Source organism: Cytobacillus sp. FSL R5-0377, from assembly GCF_038004385.1.
Lineage (GTDB): Bacteria > Bacillota > Bacilli > Bacillales > Cytobacillaceae > Cytobacillus.
On record NZ_JBBORA010000001.1, the window covers coordinates 4,331,709 to 4,351,892 of the forward strand.

At 41.3% G+C, this 20,184-nt stretch carries 18 protein-coding genes and 1 riboswitch; of the genes, 11 read left to right on the plus strand and 7 right to left on the minus strand.

Going from position 1 to position 20,184, the window contains the following annotated elements; translation table 11 throughout:
* Positions 1-55: 55 nt before the first annotated feature.
* A complete protein-coding gene (locus NSQ49_RS22095) occupies positions 56-607 on the minus strand; it encodes a DUF3231 family protein (RefSeq protein ID WP_159862910.1) in 552 nt (183 codons plus the stop codon).
* 152 nt (positions 608-759) lie between these two features.
* Here NSQ49_RS22095 and NSQ49_RS22100 point away from each other — a divergent pair, with 152 nt between their 5' ends.
* Both NSQ49_RS22100 and NSQ49_RS22105 read left to right on the plus strand, forming a co-directional pair.
* On the plus strand, positions 760-1,299 hold the full coding sequence (locus tag NSQ49_RS22100) for a general stress protein (RefSeq protein WP_251284439.1): 540 nt from the start codon (positions 760-762) through the stop codon (positions 1,297-1,299).
* 409 nt (positions 1,300-1,708) lie between these two features.
* Positions 1,709-2,524, plus strand: a complete 816-nt coding sequence (locus NSQ49_RS22105) for a lipid II flippase Amj family protein (RefSeq protein WP_159862913.1) — start codon at positions 1,709-1,711, stop codon at positions 2,522-2,524.
* Between the two features lie 35 nt (positions 2,525-2,559).
* Here NSQ49_RS22105 and NSQ49_RS22110 read toward each other — a convergent pair whose 3' ends face one another.
* The 5 genes from NSQ49_RS22110 to NSQ49_RS22130 form a co-directional block, all read right to left on the minus strand.
* Positions 2,560-3,162 carry a DedA family protein gene (locus tag NSQ49_RS22110; RefSeq protein WP_159862914.1) on the minus strand — a complete coding sequence of 201 codons (603 nt, stop codon included), beginning with the start codon at positions 3,160-3,162 and terminating at the stop codon, positions 2,560-2,562.
* Between the two features lie 138 nt (positions 3,163-3,300).
* Positions 3,301-4,611 (minus strand): hemolysin family protein, encoded by a 1,311-nt coding sequence (locus NSQ49_RS22115; RefSeq protein WP_251284452.1) that lies wholly within the window; start codon positions 4,609-4,611, stop codon positions 3,301-3,303.
* Between the two features lie 122 nt (positions 4,612-4,733).
* Positions 4,734-5,105, minus strand: coding sequence for a MerR family transcriptional regulator (locus NSQ49_RS22120; protein ID WP_159862916.1), 372 nt, complete (start codon positions 5,103-5,105; stop codon positions 4,734-4,736).
* A 164-nt stretch (positions 5,106-5,269) separates the two neighbouring features.
* Positions 5,270-6,493 (minus strand): dicarboxylate/amino acid:cation symporter, encoded by a 1,224-nt coding sequence (locus tag NSQ49_RS22125; RefSeq protein WP_251284438.1) that lies wholly within the window; start codon positions 6,491-6,493, stop codon positions 5,270-5,272.
* Between the two features lie 149 nt (positions 6,494-6,642).
* Positions 6,643-6,783: riboswitch (cyclic di-AMP (ydaO/yuaA leader) on the minus strand.
* Positions 6,784-6,891: 108 nt separating this feature from the next.
* The gene (locus tag NSQ49_RS22130; RefSeq protein ID WP_159862918.1) at positions 6,892-7,416 is read right to left on the minus strand and encodes a GNAT family N-acetyltransferase; all 525 of its coding nucleotides are present in this window, start codon (positions 7,414-7,416) and stop codon (positions 6,892-6,894) included.
* A gap of 407 nt (positions 7,417-7,823) precedes the next feature.
* Between NSQ49_RS22130 and NSQ49_RS22135 the strand changes: the two genes are divergently transcribed.
* From NSQ49_RS22135 to NSQ49_RS22175, 9 genes are all read left to right on the plus strand, one after another.
* Entirely contained in the window at positions 7,824-8,294 is a 471-nt protein-coding gene (locus NSQ49_RS22135; protein WP_159862919.1) for a GNAT family N-acetyltransferase, read from the plus strand.
* Positions 8,295-8,565: 271 nt separating this feature from the next.
* Complete coding sequence (locus NSQ49_RS22140) at positions 8,566-9,090, plus strand: DinB family protein (protein ID WP_159862920.1); 525 nt, start codon at positions 8,566-8,568, stop codon at positions 9,088-9,090.
* Positions 9,091-9,230: 140 nt separating this feature from the next.
* The gene (locus tag NSQ49_RS22145) at positions 9,231-10,394 is read left to right on the plus strand and encodes an endonuclease (RefSeq protein WP_159862921.1); all 1,164 of its coding nucleotides are present in this window, start codon (positions 9,231-9,233) and stop codon (positions 10,392-10,394) included.
* A 669-nt stretch (positions 10,395-11,063) separates the two neighbouring features.
* Entirely contained in the window at positions 11,064-11,927 is an 864-nt protein-coding gene (locus NSQ49_RS22150; RefSeq protein WP_311315948.1) for an NmrA family NAD(P)-binding protein, read from the plus strand.
* 459 nt (positions 11,928-12,386) lie between these two features.
* A complete protein-coding gene (locus tag NSQ49_RS22155; protein ID WP_159862922.1) occupies positions 12,387-13,043 on the plus strand; it encodes a potassium channel family protein in 657 nt (218 codons plus the stop codon).
* Between the two features lie 1,058 nt (positions 13,044-14,101).
* The gene (locus NSQ49_RS22160) at positions 14,102-14,953 is read left to right on the plus strand and encodes a 2OG-Fe(II) oxygenase (RefSeq protein WP_159862923.1); all 852 of its coding nucleotides are present in this window, start codon (positions 14,102-14,104) and stop codon (positions 14,951-14,953) included.
* A 27-nt stretch (positions 14,954-14,980) separates the two neighbouring features.
* Entirely contained in the window at positions 14,981-15,250 is a 270-nt protein-coding gene (locus NSQ49_RS22165; RefSeq protein ID WP_159862924.1) for a DUF1450 domain-containing protein, read from the plus strand.
* 119 nt (positions 15,251-15,369) lie between these two features.
* Positions 15,370-15,738: an ArsR/SmtB family transcription factor gene (locus NSQ49_RS22170; RefSeq protein ID WP_159862925.1), complete on the plus strand. Its 369-nt coding sequence runs from the start codon at positions 15,370-15,372 to the stop codon at positions 15,736-15,738.
* Positions 15,731-17,857 (plus strand): heavy metal translocating P-type ATPase, encoded by a 2,127-nt coding sequence (locus NSQ49_RS22175; RefSeq protein ID WP_251284437.1) that lies wholly within the window; start codon positions 15,731-15,733, stop codon positions 17,855-17,857. The genes NSQ49_RS22170 and NSQ49_RS22175 overlap by 8 nt, the downstream gene beginning before the upstream one ends.
* A gap of 94 nt (positions 17,858-17,951) precedes the next feature.
* On the opposite strand, the gene NSQ49_RS22180 is transcribed toward NSQ49_RS22175, so the two are convergent.
* The gene (locus NSQ49_RS22180; protein WP_341071322.1) at positions 17,952-20,129 is read right to left on the minus strand and encodes an FUSC family protein; all 2,178 of its coding nucleotides are present in this window, start codon (positions 20,127-20,129) and stop codon (positions 17,952-17,954) included.
* Positions 20,130-20,184 lie beyond the last annotated feature (55 nt).

Consider the following 20,184-nt stretch of genomic DNA (forward strand, 5'->3'; position numbering starts at 1 on the left):
TCGGTAAAAAAGTAAAAAAGACTCCTGCTCCGATTGCAGAAGTCTTTTAGAGTAATTATTTTCTTTCCGGATTGCCAGGCGGCATATAGCTAGGCGGGATTCTCAGCCAGCCTCTTTCTTTCATTAAATTCTTAAGGGGGGAGGAGAATTCCATTAAATGCACCTGTATGGAAAATAGCATCATCCCCACATCGGTTCTGATTGTTTTGATCATAGCCTGAGCACAATAGGTTATGCTTGCTGCGACTTTAACAGATATTAAATTGGCTATTTCATCATCTGTTAACCTTACGCCCTCAGGAACAGAATCAGGGTTGGAAAGTGGTTTTTCCGCATTAGTTAATGGCAGCGGCACACCTTCTTTAAGCAGAAAATCTTCAATCATTTTTGTGTCTGCCCGGCTTCCTTCAATGGCAGAACGGATGGTGTGCAATAGCGCTGTATCTGTCGTCATATTTAAAGCAATATAATAGAGAGAGTGGGCTTCGTGGAAAGCAGTATATAGAGTCCAAAGATCCATAACCTCCCCGACATGCAAAGGCGGCTTGGGTTCGTCATCAGTAAAATTTTTAAGGGTTTCTTTAATTGCTTCAAAGGGGTTTCGCATTATCTCACTCCTGATAATATACATTTTTTTTAGTTTTACCGGTATTTTCATTTTCATTCGATGTTAAGAATGAGACACATTTTTTGAAACCACTTTTGTGATTATTCGTAATACATTTAAACATTTCTTACTGGTAAAAGGGGAATTTCAAATTGAGAAATAGAGTGCTAAAACGACTTTCATATCTTTTTACTGGAGAATCAATTAGTCTTATTTTGTTTCTATACATCAGTTACCTGGTGAACGATACCTATCCGGATCTCTATTTATATTCACTGCTTGCCTTCTGGTCTTCATTTCTGCTGCTGGAGTTCATATTGTTTCAGGGCTCTAGTTATTGGTTTGTAAAATGGAAGCGATTAAAAAGAGAAAATACGTCAGAAGCCCCCATCAGGATAGTACGGGGGCTATGGATCATGAAGAAATGGAATCTGGGCATGATCGCAGTGATTCCAGGTGCATTCGTGGCAGACTTCATAATATGGCATACGGCAGTTCCTCCCGGGCTGGCGATTGCCTGCTTTATCTATGTCTTTGCCATTCTGGAATATATCAACTATTTTCATATTCAGCTATCCTATGACAATCGCTCTGACATTAACAGCCTTAAACAGGCTAAGCGCTTTAAACAGGCTTGTTTGAGCAAGGAATTTAAGAGGCTGGGGAATGAGGATGGCAAGGGATTACGGTGAGTATATGGAAAATTTGCTGTCTCGCATGCGGATTGATGCAGCTTGTCTGGATTTTTTAGGAAAAAGAGGTATCTATCATGTGGTTTGCAGCATTTCTTTAAATTTTGGTCATAGTAGTGGTTTCTATTAGGGGGATAACGCCCAAAACGGCGAGAGCAGGAGGAAACCGGTAGTTAATCGAGGGGAATAATGCCCAAAACGGCAAGAGCAGGAGGAAACCGGTAATTAGTCAAGAAGAATAACGCCAAACCCATGAGAAAAGAAGGAAAATGAGGAGTAAATCAAGAAGGAATTTTATGAGACGTGTCCTTTTGTAAAATGGTCACAATTCCTCCGGATAAGCCATCATGTAACTTCAAACACTCATGACAAAATGGTATAATCAGGAAAAACGAAAGAAGTGTTCATATTGGATCTAATTACAGGAAAGATCCTGTTTACTTCCTTATTCATCATTCTCATACATAGTATTGAAACCTTAGCCTACGCAGTCCGGTTATCCGGTGCCAGGGTCAAGCTGATTGCATCTGGGCTTTCTTTGTTCAGCACCATTGTCATTGTTTCTCGAATGGCGAACATGGGTCAGCAGCCGCTTATTGGGAGTATTATTGATACGGCTCCTAAGCAAAATTTTCTCGGTTTTGTTGAAAGTCAGTTTAGGGTATTAATTGGAGCTTCCACTATAGGGACCATCATTGGTATTCTGCTGCTGCCGACATTCATCGCGATTTTCTCAAGAGCCATTATCCGTCTTGCTGATCAAGGAGGGTCAGTACCATCGCTGCTAAAGGTCGGGTTAAGCTGGAGATCGGCAAAGAAAGTGATCAAACATTTAAAGTTTCCGAGATTGTCCTATCTAAATGGAATTAAACTCAGCGAAATACCGAAACGGCTATTTTTATTTAACATGTTTGTAACCGCCATCTATACAATTGGGGTGCTGTCAGCCATATATGCTTCTTTGCTTACCTACGAAAGCTCAAGAACAGCTATTATGTCATCTGGTCTTATAAACGGTGTAGCAACGATCCTTCTATCAATTTTTGTCGACCCGAAAATTTCTGTCATGTCTGATAATGTAGTGCGAGGGAAAGCCAAATATACGAACCTCAAAGGAATTTCCATTATGATGGTTACTTCCAGATTAATTGGCACTGTCCTTGCACAGATTTTGTTTATACCTGGGGCCTATTATATTGCTTGGGCTTCAAAGTTTTTTGTATAAAAAAAACGGCACTCATCAAAGAGTGCCGTTCCTATTTAAAGACTTTCGCTCTTGCGCTTGCTGATGATTTTGTAAGCAGCGAAAATAATGAGCCCCGCCACAATAACCAGGACCAGAGGAAGGGCATAGCTATTGAAGATCTCCTCTGCTTCTTTATAATGCGGACCTAGTTTAAACCCCAGATAAACGTAGAATGCGGTAATCGGGAGCATGGCCAGGAACGTATAGATCGAGAACTTCCACACATTCATTTTGGTCATTCCGCATGGAATCGATATCGCGGTACGGACAACCGGCATAAAGCGGGCAAAGAAAGCGACCCCTGAACCGTATTTTTCAAAAAACTTGTCCGAAGCATCAATCTGTTTTTGTGAAACTAAGAAGTATTTACCGTATTTTAAAACCATGGGACGGCCGCCATATCGGCCCAGAGCATATAATGTCAGCGGACCAATCGTACCTCCCACAGTGCCTGCTAATACAACCAGATAATAATTAAAGTCACCCTGGTAGACCCAAAAGCCGGCCAATGGAAGAACCACTTCTGCCGGAACGAATTCAAAGCAAAGTGAAAGTAATATTCCAAAATATGAGAACTGTTTTAAGAATTCAATTAAGCTAATAACAATTTCTGACATAGACACACATCCTGTAAATTTATAAAAAAGGTAATCCTTCAAGTACATAAGTCAGTCTAACGGGTAATAGGAAAACAATCAAGTATTTATATAGAAGCAAATGAAACGGCGGCTGCCGAAATCGGAGCCGCCGTTTTTTTAGGCTAATAGGGGCTTGCTTTTAAAAACCTCCAGGTAATGAAGCTGGTGCCCATCTTTTTCATGGACTTTAAATGTAAATCCATCCGCTTCAATCTCTGTTCCTATCTCTGCTTCCATATGCTGTGTAAGGAACCAGCCGCCAATCGTATCAACGTCTTCATGATCAAAATTAGTTCCAAGCAAAGTATTGACGTCTTCTATAAGAAGCTTGGAATCCAGGATATAATGGTCCTCGTTTAACTTTCGTATTTCAGGAACTTCATCTTCATCGAATTCATCACGGATCTCACCGACTATTTCTTCAAGAATGTCTTCAACCGTCACCAAACCGGACGTTCCGCCATATTCATCCATTAAGATGGCGATATGAATTCGCTCTTTCTGCATTTTGACAAGCAGGTCATGAATTGGAATGCTTTCGATGACATGAATAACCGGGTTAATAAAGGAGTCAAGATCAAGATTTTCCGGTGTAATCTTGTCTGTAAGACTGGCCGTCAAAAATTCTTTAACATTTATAAACCCGCGGATATTATCCTTATCTCCATCTTCAACGGGATATCGCGTGTAATTTTCTGTTTGGATAGTTTCCATAATTTCTTCCAGTGTATTATCCGAAGCAATCGTAATCATCTCAGTACGCGGAACCATGATTTCTTTTGCAATTCTTTCATCAAATTCAAAGATATTGTTCACATACTTCAATTCATTTTTATTGATTTCACCGCTCTTATAACTCTCTGATAAAAGTATTCTCAGTTCTTCTTCAGAGTGCGCCATTTCATGCTCAGAAGCCGGCTTTAATCCAAATAGGCCAGCGAGTACCCGGGCAGATCCATTTAAGAACCAAATGAAGGGAAACATCACTCGGTAGAACCAGATAATCGGTGCAGCGAACGCCATTGTAACGGCTTCCGCTTTTTGAATGGCAACTGTTTTAGGTGCAAGCTCTCCTACAACGACATGCAGGAAGGTGACTAAAGCAAAGGCAATACCAAATGATAAAATATGAGTGAGCGATTCTGCTATATCAAATCTTTCAAACAACGGATGCAATAGCTTTTCAACTGTTGGCTCACCAAGCCATCCGAGACCTAATGCGGTAATGGTAATCCCCAATTGGCAGGCTGATAAATACTCATCGAGGTGCGTAACGACTCTCTTTGCCGCTATAGCCCTTTTATTTCCTTCAGCAATCAGCTGATCAATTCGGGAGACTCGGACCTTCACAATCGCAAACTCAGTTGCTACGAAGAATGCGGTTAATGCTATTAATAATGCTATCAGTAATAAATTTATGGTTGTCAACAAGCAGTCTTACTAAAAAGTAAGACATACACCTCCTAAAATGGCAATAATACTTAATAAGTTCACTACTTAAATTGTGCCCAAACAGATATCCAAAATGCTCTAAATATCAAAAATCGATATCAGTTCAGCAGTAAAAGCAGTGACTGAATTAATGATAAGCTTTCATTTGAAATATTTTTTTTAACGTATTCATATTTTTCCGGATCTGATTTTTTTAGCTGGGAAAGTGCTTTCGTCACATCTTCTTCCAGATCCTGAATTTTTAGCCGCAGTTCAAGAACATCCACCTCTTCAGAAAATTGGCTGATGACTTTTTTCTTAATTTCCTCTAGAGACAATCCATCCGCTTTACATTTCTCAATGAATGCAATCCGTTCAATGGAGGAGCAGTCATAATAGCGATAATTAGAAGGTGAACGTTCTGCTTCTAAAAGGCCCAGGGAAGTATAGTAATCAATCGTTCTCTTCGTAACCTTAGCTTTTTCAGCCAATTCTCCTATTCTTAACTTCTCTGCCCCATTTGGTTTCCTCCAAACTGTTACGTGATGGTTATGAATCTAATTATACTAAACTAGTATAGAAAATCAATAAATTTGAAGGCAGGGAGAAAAGAGATGCAAAAAAATAACACCGGTAATCCGGTGTTATTTTGTGATTAGGCTTTCACAGCCTCTTTCTTTGCTTCTGTTTCCGCAACAATAACCGCACAAGCCGCATCGCCTGTAATATTGACAGCTGTTCGCGTCATATCAAGCAGACGGTCAATACCAATGATTAATGCGATACCTTCAACCGGCAGGTTAACGGAGTTAAGAACCATCGCCAGCATGATTAGGCCGACACCTGGAACCCCTGCAGTACCAACGCTGGCAAGAACCGCAGTTAGAACAACAGTAATAAGCTGGGTGAGTGATAAATCAACATTGAATACTTGCGCGATGAAGATAGTAGCCACACCCTGCATGATGGCTGTTCCATCCATGTTGATCGTTGCACCCAGCGGCTGCACAAAGCTGCTGATTGATTCAGGAACTTTCAGGTTTTTTTGAGCAGTACTCATGGAAATTGGCAGTGTCGCATTACTGCTTGATGTACTGAAAGCAACACCCATTGCCGGAGCAAAGCCTTTAAAAAAGGATAATGGATTTCTTTTTGCAATGAGTGCGATTGAACCGCCATAGGTGATAAGGGCGTGGACAAGCAGGGCAAGAACTACCACAATCATATAAAGTCCCATTGCTTTAATGGCATCGAGACCCTGGCTTCCAACAGCAGAAACAATAAGTCCGAACGTCCCATAAGGTGCAAATTTCATAACAAGATTAACAAGATACATCATTATCTCATTTCCCTGTTCAATAAGGTTTAAAATTCCTTTAGTTTTATTTCCAAGCATCGTTAAGGCAAATCCGATGAAAATGGAAAATGTTATGATCTGGAGCATGTTTCCTTCCGTAAAGGCTTTTACCGGATTGGTTGGGATAATATTTAATAATGTCTCTGAGACAGGAGGAGCTTCTTTAGATTCATACTCCACATTGGTTACGTCGAATTCCCCAACATTTCCTGGCTGGAAAACGGCTGCTAATGTAAGTCCAATAATAATGGCTATACTTGTAGTAACTAAAAAGTAGGATATTGTTTTTATACCAATTCTTCCTAGTTTCTTTGGATCACCAAGCCCCGCTGTTCCAAGTGCGATGGAAAAGAATACGATCGGGACAACCAGCATGTTAATCAGGTTGAGAAAGATTTTTCCAAGAGGTGTAAACAGATACTTGTCAAGCTCAGGGAATATTCCCGGCGCAAACAAATTAATTAAAAGTCCTGTAATTCCCCCTGCAATCAAAGCAATAATAATTTTAGTAGATAATTTCATATATGTTCCTCCAATGAATAAAGTAAAAAAATATAAAATAAAGACACGAGAATAATGTCCTTCCCTACATTACCCCCAAAAAACATAAACCTAACTTAAAAAGGCAACAAAAAAACACAGAGGTGTAACCACTGTGCGTATATGCAGTGTTTTCCTCTCAAAACGCTTACGAGGTTAGCTGTCGGGTTCGGGTCTTGAGAGTACCCTGCCTGTAAAGGATTCACCCCAGGTACTTTTCTAAAAAAGTACATTGGTTCCCCCGCTCAATTAAGATTAAGCGAAAATAGTTTATATTTTTTTAATATAATAACAAAGAATTGTGAAAATTGTAAACAGCACTTTAATTTTTAAAATAACTATTATTCTAATAATAATGCTTGCAGCGCGGGCAAATAGTCTTATTTACGCAGTACGGTAATAAATCCTTCCAGTATATCGTGACTAATAGCAAACCCCTTGCGTGTATAAAATTCAAGGGCATCTGTATTCCCGTTGGACACAAAAATAAAATGATCCTCCACATCATGGAATTGGCTTAACCATTCCATAGACATGTTAAATAGCACTGAGCCAATTCCATACTGCCGGTAGCCATCTCTGATAAAGAATTGTGATAAGCAGCCAACATTGTCTTTTTCTACTGAAGATAAATCGAAAAAAGTAGCGAATTCATTTGAGTAGGCTTCTTTAGGAGAAACATTGGAATAAACATAGCCTACAATTTCTTCATCATCTTTAACAATCACGATATAATTATGTATAGCAGATTTTACGGATGGAACCATTCTTGTTTCAAAATTCATGCTGTCAAAACGTTCAGATGCTATATGTGCCTTAGATTTCTGAAAAGCCATCAGCTCATTGCATAAATCCCGGCAAAAGCTGATCTTGTCTTCTGTTATCACTTCATAGTTTAAATTCATTCCAATTCACCCCTTAAGGTAATATTTTATATCGGAATGCCTGTATTCGTCCAAAATAAAAGAGGGAAACGAACTTTGAAAGAGGAATTACTTTTTAAATAACTGTTTTCGTTTATTTGTTGCTTTTTTTATACCTTTGTATAGTTTGCTGAGTTGATCTTCGCTGGGGGCAGTTGATCCTCGAAAATGCTGAGGCATTTCCTTCGTGCGGTGTTCATTCGAAGGAGCTTATTCAATGTCCTGCGGGAGGAGAGGGAAGTGTGAGACCCCGCAGGCGAAGCCGAGGGGCACATTCCTCCCCGCGGTTCGCTGTGTGCCTTTCGCTGCAATCAACGGGCACAATTTATTAACAAAAAACAACAATCTTTTAGAAAAGAGCCTTAAACTAATATAAAAGAGGGACTTCGATGATCAAGGAAATAAATATTAAAGACCGAAAAGCAGCTCAGCAGGTGCTAAGAGTACAGCTGCAAGCGTATAAAATTGAAGCTGAAATCATTGAATATCCAGACTTACCGCCTTTGAAGGAAACAGCGGATACTCTAAGAATAACCGGAGAGACTTTCTTTGGGTATTTTATTGGTGAAGAATTATGCGGTGCGATTTCGTTTAAAGAGAATAAGGATGTTATAGATATTCACAGACTGATCGTGCATCCTGAACATTTTAGAAAGGGTATTGCGCAAAAGCTGCTGAATTACATTGAACGAAGGCCGATGATAGGAAAAATGATTGTCACCACAGGCTCCAAGAATACCCCGGCTGTCGCTTTCTATCTAAAAAATGGATTCAGCGAGGTTGAAAGAATTAACATAAATGAATCCCTGACTATTACTGCTTTTGAAAAATACTTACCGAATAGCGATTCTTCCAATTAGGAAAGATCGCTATTTTTAAAAAATCGGAAAATTATGATATGTTTTTATCGAGTCCGCTATTACTCGTGATCAATGGAAAATACCTTAAGGAGAGTCTCATGTTAATTAAAAATAATTATAAAAAATTAAGCTCTATGATTAATAATATTGGTTTTTCTGGTTGTACTTGTCAAAGAAAAGAAAGAAATAGAAAAGGACTTTAAGATTTGATTTATATACCCACGCATGCTGTGTTTGCATTGACTAATCTGTAAAAATGGGGGCTGCTGAAATGATTTTTAACTTAAGTGAAGCTATTGAGATTCTTGAACGTACACCTGATACACTTGATGCACTGCTAAGCGGTCTATCTTCAGAATGGCTTAAAGAAAATGAAGGGGAAGGCACATGGAATGCTGCAGAAGTGGTTGGCCATTTGATTGACGGCGAGGAGAAAAATTGGATTCCGCGGCTGACATTTATTCTGCAGGAAGGGGAAAGCAAGCCATTTCCTCCATTTGACCGTTTTGCTCATTTAAATATATCAGGGGATTTATCAATTGAGGAAAAACTTGAGATTTTTAAGACGCTTAGAAGAGATAATTTGGCCACATTGAAGGGGATGCCTGATCTGGAAACTCAATTCGAAAAGAAGGGGCTTCATCCGGCATTAGGTTCTGTAAGAGTCAGGGAATTGATTTCCACATGGGCTGTCCATGATCTTACGCATATAGCGCAGATTTCAAGAGTGCTGGCAAACAGGTACAGGATAGATGTTGGTCCTTGGATTGAGTATTTGGGCATTTTAAAAAAGTAAGCTCTTTAATAAGGGTTGTAAAATGTAAAGTTTTGGGACCAATACCTCATGATATAGCCTATGGTGTTCATTTATACTTAAAGTTGATTGGACTTTTCTGATTATTCGAAGTCCTTTTAAAATAATATGGAGGCGAATGAATGCTGAATCGTAAGAGAAAATTTCTGCTGTTATCGCTGATTCTATTTGCTGCCATTCTGGTTGTAATGGTGCCCATTCAAGGTTCAATCATAAGGGCAGCTGCGGGAGATGGATCCTGGTCATCCCCTTATTCGGTTTCACAGGGAATCAATTCACAAAACAACGCTGGCAAAACTGTCCAGGGCTATGTAGTTGGACAGCCAACTGCCACCAATACGGTTATCACCAGCGGGTTTCCTAATGACTATGCTTTGGCCCTGGCAGATAGTCCATCAGAGACCAACTTGGCTAAGATGCTTTATGTACAAATCCCATCTTCCTTTCGTTCAGCTTTTGGTTTAAAGTCGAATCCATTGCTGATGGGAAAGAAAATCAAGGTAACGGGAACGCTGACTGCCTATTTTTCTCATCCGGGGTTAAAGGACGGTACTGCTTTTGAACTGGATGGAGGCGGAGCGTCTGATCCTGATCCTGAACCTGGCGGGTATTATGATGCAGCATTTGGAAAAACAGGTGAGTCTTTAAAATCAGCACTTCATAACATCATTGATGATCATACTGAAATATCCTATTCCAATGTGTGGGAAGCTCTTCGTGAAACAGACGAAGACCCGGCTAATCCGAATAACGTCATTCTCTTATATACGGGCCGTTCTCAGGACAAATTCGCCAATGGTTCTGGAGTCAATGACTGGAACAGGGAACATGTATGGGCTAAATCGCACGGAGACTTTGGCACAGCGATGGGTCCGGGAACTGACCTCCACCATTTGCGGGCAACAGATGTTTCTGTCAATAGCTCGAGAGGGAATCTCGATTTTGATAATGGCGGATCCCAGCATTCAGAAGCAATTGGAAATTACTATGACTCAGATTCATGGGAACCAAGGGATGCTGTAAAAGGCGATGTAGCGCGTATGCTTTTTTATATGGCTGTCCGTTATGAAGGAGACAGCGGGGAGGTAGATCTGGAGCTAAATAATGCAGTAAACAACGGTTCTGCTCCTTATCATGGCAAAATGTCTGTTCTGCTCCAGTGGCACAAGGAAGATCCGGTTGATGAAATTGAACGGAGAAGAAATGTAATTATCTACTCTGATTATCAGCATAACCGAAATCCATTTATAGATCATCCGGAGTGGGCATCAGCGATTTGGGAATAATCATGAGGAAAGCACTTTCTTTGTTGAAAGTGCTTTTTATGTTTCGTGAATTACCTATATATCTTGAAATGATTAAGGGCAATAACTGGCTATAATTAAATTAAGGAGAAAGCGTTTTTGTTCCTCCTTTCTGAAAATAAACGACTATCTACTAAAACTTTAAAGCAGATGGAGACAGCTCGCTGATTGCGAGTTAAAGGAACAAAAAAATATTTTAGATTTAATAAAAATGTAAAACCTTAAATGTGCAACCTCAAATCAATTGAACTGGAAACTAAGTACCTCTGCTGAATGGTGTTTATGATGGCAGTTTAGGATATTTACAGAATCACTATCTATGATTTCATCATAACTGGATTAATGGGGGTTTTGCAGGCAGTCTAACATTAGATAAAACTAAACTATAGGGTGCTTGAATATGCTGAGGCACCTCTTTTTCATATTCCAAAGTCAGTTTGTGAAGGATGGTACTTATACAAACTGGTGCATTAATTGGGTTACGGCTGTCAAAATGGCTGCCTTTTCTGGGCTCCTACATCTAAAGTTGTAGGGGATTTCAAACTATACCTGGAGGCAATCATTTCGTACTAATGTAAAAATAAATTATGAGGATTTTATATTTGTTTAAAGGGATTTATTTTCGAAAGAAATTAATAGGATGAAATAAGAATGGGAGGATGGAAAAGAATGACCATTTTAGTGGCAGGAGCAACGGGAACCGTAGGGCGGCATGTCGTAGATCAGCTTATTCGTAAGGGGGAAAAAGTGAGGGCATTGACACGTAATCCGCAAATGGCCAATCTGCCTGCAGGTGTTGAGGTTGTTGCGGGGGACTTAAGTGAACCAAGTACGCTAAGGGCTGCTTTGGCTGGCATTAGCGGTATGCATTTGATTACTACCGGCGCCGAATATACTCCGTTACAAACGGGACCAGAAATCGTTCGTCTTGCTGAGAAAGCTGGAGTAAGCAGGATTACCGTTTTATGGAATGGAGAGAAGGGCCCTTTTGAGAGTGCTGTTGAAGCAAGTGCCCTGAAGTGGACTCAGCTTCAAGCTTTTGAATTTATGGCAAATGCACGAAAATGGGCACATTCCATACGCTCAGAGGGGCTGGTTCGTGATCTTTTCGGGGGTTCTCCAATTGCTCCTGTTCATGAAGCTGATATTGGAAGGGTTGCAGCAGCTGCACTGACTGAGGACGGTCATGCAGGTAAAATATATACCTTAACAGGGCCTGAGAGTTTGTCAGTTAAAGATAAAGTAGGGATTATTAGCAAAGTAATCGGAAGGGATATCCGTTTTGTTGAGAGTTCCGAAGAAGAGGAACGTGAGCAGATGAGGAAGATGGGGGTTGAGGAAGATGCCATTGACTATGTGATAAACTGGCATCTTAATCCGCCTCCATCCGCTCATAAGGTATTATCGACCGTAGAGCATGTTACAGGAGATAAGCCGTATACTTTTGAAGAGTGGGTTAAGGCGAATACAGGATATTTTATTAATTCGAGCAGGCAGTCATTCTGGAGCTTCTGAACAATTTAAATTAACATTAAGGGTAGATCATAATTAACCCTATTAACAGATTGCCTTTTTTAGTAAGAAGGCTAGTATGATCCTGGGGTAATATAGAAATTCAACAAATGACTTAGGACCTGATGAGGAGGTCCTTTTCATTTGTTTAAAAAGACATCTTGAACAGCTTATGCCAAAAAGTTTGACAAGAGATTACCATGGGAGTAATTTAGATTTATTCATTTTTTTGTAATCCTAATTGCTGAACCATTTGTACGGGTAGGTCAAATAATGATATATGTTGTTTAACTTGGGGGGATTCTTAGCATATTAAGGCTAAGAAGGGATTATTCATAATCCCCAATCTGAAAGCTGACTCCGTATACCAAAATCGAGAGAAGGGTTATAGGGAACCATTGGCTATTCTTTAATAAGAGTGGTTTTTTTGTGTTACTTTTCAAAAAGAAGGGAATTTCTTCAATGAAAAAACAGTATGCAGTATTTGGTTTAGGCCGCTTTGGCGGCAGTCTTGTAAAGGAATTCCATGAATTAGGTGTGCAAGTGCTGGCGATTGATGTCGATCAGGAGAAAGTGGATCAATACGCACAGTTTGTAACATATGCCGTCCAAATTAATGGTATTGATGAAGCTGCTATTAAACAGACGGGAATCAAAAATATTGATCATGCATTTGTTTCATTTGGTGAAAACATTGAGTCCAGCATTTTAACATCTTTGCTGTTAAAAGAAATGGGAATTCCAAAGGTGTGGGCGAAGGCGCATAATGAGTATCATGCCAGAGTGCTCGAAAAAATTGGCGTTGATCGTGTAATTCATCCTGAGCGGGATATGGCAAAGCGGATCGCCCATCATATTGTTTCCGAAAAAATGGTTGATTTTATAGAGCTGTCTGAAGATTATAGTATGGTGGAGATCGTGGCAACAGATAAAATCGCCAACAAATCTCTTGCGGATTTAAATATACGGGCTGAGTATGGCTGTAATATTGTGGGTATTCAGCGCGGGAAAGAAGTAATGGTTACTCCTCCAGCGGAAGAGGTTATATTAAAGGGCGACGTCCTTCTTGTAATGGGGCACAATAAAGGGATTGGCAGATTTGAAAGGCATGGGGTTTAAGGATAAAACTTCGGATTGCCGTTTGTGCAGGGTAGAGTGGAGTGCTCTACCCTGGTTTTTATGAATCCGAAAATGAGAACAGCGTGAAGAAAAAGGTCGTCATAGAGCAGTCATGGAGCCGAAAATGAGAACAGCGTGAAGAAAAAGGTCGTCATAGAGCAGTCATGGAGCCGAAAATAAGTGCAGCAGCAAGAGAAAGGTCGCCATGAGTAAGTCATGAATCCGAAAATGAGAGCAGTGGGAAGAAAAAGGACGCCATAGAGCAGTTATGGAGCCGAAAATAAGTGCAGCAGCAAGAGAAAGGTCGCCATGAGTAAGTCATGAATCCGAAAATGAGAACAACGTGAAGAAAAAGGTCGCCATGAGTAAGTCATGAATCCGAAAATGAGAGCAGTGGGAAGAAAAAGGTCGCCATGAGTAAGTCATGAATCCGAAAATGAGAACAGCGTGAAGAAAAAGGTCGTCATAGAGCAGTTATGGAGCCGAAAATAAGTGCAGCAGCAAGAGAAAGGTCGCCATGAGTAAGTCATGAATCCGAAAATGAGAACAGCGTAAGAAAAAGGTCGTCATAGAACAGTTATGGAGCCGAAAATAAGTGCAGCAGCAAGAGAAAGGTCGCCATGAGTAAGTCATGAATCCGAAAATGAGAACAGCGTGAAGAAAAAGGTCGCCATAGAGCAGTCATGGAGCCGAAAATAAGTGCAGCAGCAAGAGAAAGGTCGCCATGAGTAAGTCATGAATCCGAAAATGAGAACAGCATGAAGAAAAAGGTCATCATAGAGCAGTCATGGAGCCGAAAATAAGTGCAGCAGCAAGAGAAAGGTCGCCATTAGTAAGTCTTGAAGCCGAAAATGAGAGCAGCGTGAAAAAGTTGCTGGAATGAAGATGAAACAGAGAGCAGCATCAAAATATATCAACATATCTTGCAGACTAAAATTCCAATCTTCTAAATTGCCAGGTAAATGTATTCAGTTCCTTCTATATTAATAGTATAATAATATACATATATTTCTATTTTCGGACGGCAGTATTTCAGTGAGTCAAACAGGGGGAATATGATGGCGAAGATTATGCAGATATCAGACGAACTGAAGGATTGGATTACAGGTGCGCTAAAAAATGAAGTGAGTCCGATTTCACTTGCGAATGCGTTGATCAAGAAGGGGTTCGATAGACGGTTTGCTTATGAGACTTTATTTAAAATTGTTGGAAATGAAGCAATTGGGACGACAGAAGGGCAGCAGATTCGATATAATTATGAAGTACCCGAAATAGGCAGGAAGGGGAACATCCTGCATGCCGGTGACAGGGAAGTCAAAGTCCTTTCCAGGAATGAAAAGCCGTTTGTTCTCCATTTGGACTCTGTGCTCAGCTCAGAAGAATGTGATGAGCTTATCAGTCTTTCGAGGAGCAGCCTGCAGCCATCCCGTGTGGTGGATACAGGTTCTGGGGAAGAACGGGCAGGCTCCGGCAGAACAAGCAGGAGCATGGCTTTCCGCTTCAGGGAAAATAAGCTGGTCGAAAGAATTGAAAAGAGAATCGCCGCATTGACGGGTTATCCGGCAGAAAATGGTGAAGGCCTTCAGATTCTAAACTATGGATTGGGTGAGGAATATAAGCCTCATTTTGATTTCTTCCCTCCCCATATGGTGGATAGCAGCAAAGGCGGGCAGCGGGTTGGCACTTTCCTAATCTATTTGAACGATGTGTCTGAGGGCGGTGAAACCGTCTTTTCAAAAGCCGGACTCTCGATAGTTCCCAAAAAGGGGTCGGCCATTTACTTTCATTATGCCAATCAGCAAGGGCAGCTGGACCGGCTGTCAGTCCATAGCAGTCTTCCCGTCAAAAAGGGAGAAAAATGGGCAGCAACCAAATGGATAAGGGAAAGTAATATTTACCAGCGCGTTTAAAGTAAACTCAAAAGGAAGTTTGATCAGGTGAAACTCATCAACAAACTATTCTCAAAGCAAAAAACATCTTCAATAGAATTTTGCCAGCGGAATCTGGATGAATTTTTAAAAGAAGAAAACTTATCTGAATTTAATCAATTCTTGAGCCGGAAGAATATTAACTATAAAGAATACGAATGCCAGAGTAAATGCAAAGAATGCAGGCAATCTCCCTATGCAGTAGTGGACGGAAAACTGATTGCAGCTGAGAATTCGAATGAATTATTGATAAAACTGAAGGAAGAAGTAAAGAAATAAAAGGAATCGGAGCAATCCGATTCCTTTTTTCATACAATATTCAAATAATTGTTTGAATAATTTCGCAGGCGGGGTATAATTTATTCAAATGAATGTTTGAATAATAAGGGGAGATCAGAATGGGCTCTAAAGATACATGCGATATTTACTGCTTTGATGAAGAAAAAGTGAACCGCATTCAGGGGGACTTGGGAAAGGAAAACCTTTCGGGAGCTGCCCAATTATTTAAGGCTTTAGCGGATGAGAACAGGGCGAAAATTTCATATGCACTAAGCCGGGACGAAGAGCTGTGTGTCTGTGATATTGCCAATATTATTGGCGCAACAGTGGCAACGGCATCCCACCATTTGCGCACTTTGCATAAGCAGGGGATTGTTAAGTTCCGGAAAGAAGGGAAGCTGGCCTTTTATTCATTGGATGATGATCATATCAAACAATTAATAATGATTGCGCTTGAACACGGAAGTGAGGTGAAAACCAATGTCTGAACAAGCTGGAATTGCGGAGAAAGAGACGGTAACCTACCGTGTTCAGGGCTTTTCCTGAGCAGGCTGTGCCAAGACGTTCGAAGAGAACGTGAAACGCCTGGATGGCGTTTTAGATGCGAATGTGAATTTTGGAGCTTCCAAAATAACTGTCACAGGAACAGCTTCAATGAAGGCGGTCGAAAAAGCCGGTGCCTTCGAAAATCTGAAGCTGCGCGCAGAGAAGGAAAAAGCGGTGGAGCGCGAGCCATTCTGGAAGCAGAAATCCAACTATAAAGTATATATTTCATCCTTAATTCTTGTTACCAGCTGGTTTTTGAGCGAACAGTATGGAGAGAATCATTTATATCCGATTACTGGGTATGCAGCAGCAATTATCATAGGCGGTTATACTTTATTCCTGAAAGGCTTCAAAAACCTGGCAAGATTGAACTTTGACATGAGCACCCTGATGACGATCGCCATTATTGGAGCAGCGATTATTGGTGAGTGGGGAGAAGGAGCAATGGTTGTCATCCTCTTTGCCATTAGTGAAGCCCTTGAGCGTTTCTCAATGGAAAAAGCACGCCAGTCCATTGAATCACTGATGGACATTGCCCCTAATGAAGCATTAATCAAACGGGGAAATGAAGAAATGCGGATTCATGTGGATGATATTCAGATTGGCGACATCATGATTGTGAAGCCGGGTGAAAAATTGGCCATGGATGGTGTGGTCATTAAAGGAACCTCTTCCCTGAATCAGGCAGCGATTACAGGAGAGAGCGTGCCCGCAGTTAAGAATGCAGGTGATGGGGTTTATGCAGGTACATTAAATGAAGAGGGACTGCTTGAGGTAGAAGTCACAAAGCTTGCTGAAGACACCACTATTGCCAAGATCATTCATTTAGTAGAAGAAGCACAGGCGGAAAAGGCGCCATCCCAGCAGTTTGTCGACAAGTTTGCCAGGTATTATACGCCTGCCATCATTGTTTTAGCATTTTTAATAGCCGTGATTCCTCCGCTGTTTGGCGGGAATTGGAACGAGTGGATTTACCAGGGGCTTGCCGCTCTGGTTGTCGGCTGTCCGTGCGCACTTGTCGTGTCTACACCGGTAGCGGTCGTTACAGCCATTGGAAATGCAGCTAGAAACGGTGTTCTTATTAAAGGCGGAATCCACCTGGAGGAAACTGGGGCGCTTAAATCGATTGCATTTGATAAGACAGGCACTTTAACAAAAGGTGTTCCTGCCGTTACAGACATGATCACTATTAATGAAAACGGAAAACAGCTGCTGCAAATCGCTGCTGCCATAGAGAAAGGGTCACAGCATCCCCTAGCCTCTGCCATCATGAAAAAAGCAGAAGAAACAGGCGCAGATTTTACTGGGCTCGACACAGAGGAATTTACCTCTATTACTGGGAAGGGAGTAAAAGCCAAAATAAATGGTGTCCTTTATTATGCTGGCAGCCCTAATTTGTTTGAAGAGCTTCATAACGGCATGGAAAGCAATATTCAAAAGCAGATTGCAGATCTGCAGACCCAGGGTAAAACGGTTATGATTCTCGGAACAGCAAGCGAAATTCTGCTTTTAATAGCTGTTGCAGATGAAATAAGGGATCATTCGAAAACGGTCATCAGCAAACTGAATGATATGGGAATTAAAACCGTCATGCTGACAGGCGACAATCAGAGAACGGCATTAGAGATCGGAAAGCAAGCCGGAGTTTCAGAGATTAAAGCAGATTTGCTGCCGCAGGATAAACTGGCTTTTATAAAAGATCTGCGTGCATCCCATCAAAGTGTGGCAATGGTCGGGGATGGGGTCAATGATGCGCCTGCCCTTGCTGCTGCGTCTGTTGGGATTGCCATGGGCGGTGCCGGAACCGATACTGCCCTCGAAACAGCAGATATTGCGCTAATGTCAGATGACTTGAGCAAATTGCCTTATACGATTAAACTCAGCCAAAAAGCGTTAAGGATCATCAAGCAGAACATTACGTTCTCACTTGGAATCAAGGCGATTGCCATACTGCTGGTTATTCCGGGCTGGCTGACCTTATGGATTGCCATTTTCGCGGACATGGGAGCAACCCTGCTGGTCACCTTGAATAGTCTGCGGCTTCTCAAAATAAAAAAATGAAGATATTGAGAGTGATGCTTTCGTGCATGACTCTTTTTTTGCGGTATATTTGGCTTGAATGATGATTTATCTGCCTGCAAAAAAAGAAGGAGCATTATTGCTCCTTCCCTGCACCAAGCTCTTCTGCTAATTCCATAATCGCTTTGTTGATTCTCCAGATGAAATAAAGGTGATGAATTAAATCACGCTGGGATTGCTGCCTTGTTGGCGCCAATCGTTCAATCAGTTCTCTTTCCCGGTCCAGACTATAAACAAGAGTACCATCTCCACTTTCTTTAATCAGATCCATTAATGTTTCAATATTTAATTCCAGTTTCTCCTCAATCCTTATGAACACATCGACCAGTTCATCGGGATAGTCGAATCCTTTCCGGTAGGAGGAAGCCACCAGATGCCTGGCATAGTAATTAATGGCTGAAAACATGGTGATCCACCTGTTAACGTCAGTATGGCGCGGAGATCCGGGTTTCTTTATCAGTGATTGCGCTTCAACGTTTATGGTTTTCAGCTTTTGATCCAATAAGAAGCCTTTGCCTGAAAGCTCCTTCACATTCACATCTTCCCGGAAGCTTCGCACATACGCCGTAACATACGGTTTCAGTTCTTGCAGGTAATCATTGAGCGTATCGGTCACTTTGTCCTTCGTTTTCTTTGGAAAAATAAATAGAGAAACGCCGAATGCAATGCCGGCACCGGCAATGGTATCGATCACCCTCGCACTGATAAGGGAGAATGAAATTCCGCCAAGTAAAAGATCATACATAAATGCGACCAGCATTGTAATAAACATGCTCATTAATGTATAAGACACTTCAAATAAATAAAAAGAGAAGAAAACCGCTGCAAAAATGAGCGTGATTTCCAGTACAGAATGCCCGCTGACCACTCTGGCAAGCGTAAATCCAATCACTGCCCCTAAAATCGTTCCAACTGAGCGCTGAAAACCTTTTGTATATATGCGCCCGATTGACTCGGTTCCGAGTAATACGATAAAGGCGGTCAAAAGAACCCAGTATGGCTGGTCAGGCGAAAGAATCTGCCCGGCTATGATGGATATGATGGCAGCAGTCAATGCCTGAAACGCCTTTTTGGTGGAAGGTTTTATGCTCTTATCCTCTGTAGATGTTTCTTCTCCTTCCGGTGTCTCTTCAGCTGCCTTTATTTCATTGTCTTTTACTTTATGAAGAGCCTGCTGTATGGTTATGCCACCCTCAATGACATGGTTTGCAAGGGACTCAATCCGCCTGATTAAGTAAAGCCATCCTGCCGGTTTGTCTTCCCTGTTGAACAAATCCATTATCAGCAGGCGAAGAGCCTGTACAGCAAGCTCTGCTTCACGGAGATTTTGTTCTTCATATTTATGTGCAAGAACTTCAGCGTCACGCAGAGAGCGGGTGACCCATACCAGAAGGTTTCTTAGCTCATCAATGTCAAGGGCATTCGCTTTTTTTAAGCTCCGGATGGAATCAGTCAGGGTTTCAATCAGCATTCCCGTATCAAAGATATATAATCTCAGCTGAGAAGGGGTCAGCCCGGGCCACAATTTTTGTACATCATCCTCATTGATATACTCAGACACGATTACAGCATAATCCCTGAGCTTCAGCACGTTTCTCCGCAATTCTTCCCGCTGATGAGCAGTCATGCTCTTTTCCTGAATCCCCTCAATTAAGAGATTGAATGTTAAATTACTTTGGAAATGAAAGGAGCGGATGCTTCTTTTCAGATTTTTCGAGGTGTTCTGAAAAAGGATGAAATTAAACAGGAAAGCATACGAGATCCCAATCCAGATGCCGAAGTAAAAGGAGGGAAGCTCACTGCCCGATAATTTCAGAATAGATGAGAAATAAAGAGTCATGAATCCGATCATGCATAATGAAAAATAGCGAACCCCAAAGCGGGTTAAGTAAAAACTTAAGAATATTATTAGAGCCATTGAAATATCGGTAAAGATTGTGCTTTCTGCCAGCAGTGCACCGATCGATATCCCCGCTATAGCTGAAAATCCCAGCAAGCCGGTTGTGAGCATTTTCCCTTTTTTAGAGTCATCCATCACAATCATGATGCCAAGCATGCCGGCCATTCCGGAAACAATTGCCGGAGTAAGGGCACCAGCGGCATCGGCACCAGCCAATTTCATAAGAAATAAAGTTGTAAAGACTGACGCCATTAAACTTAATGTAGCCCGTCCGGCTTTTTGAAATCGGATAAGTCCGGGGTCGGATGCCAGCATGCGTCCGAGCCACCTGTGTTTAGTTTGCAGCTGCTTCATTGTTTCACCAATCTTTTTTAGAGAGTTAAAATGTATTTTACCATTCGTACTTTTA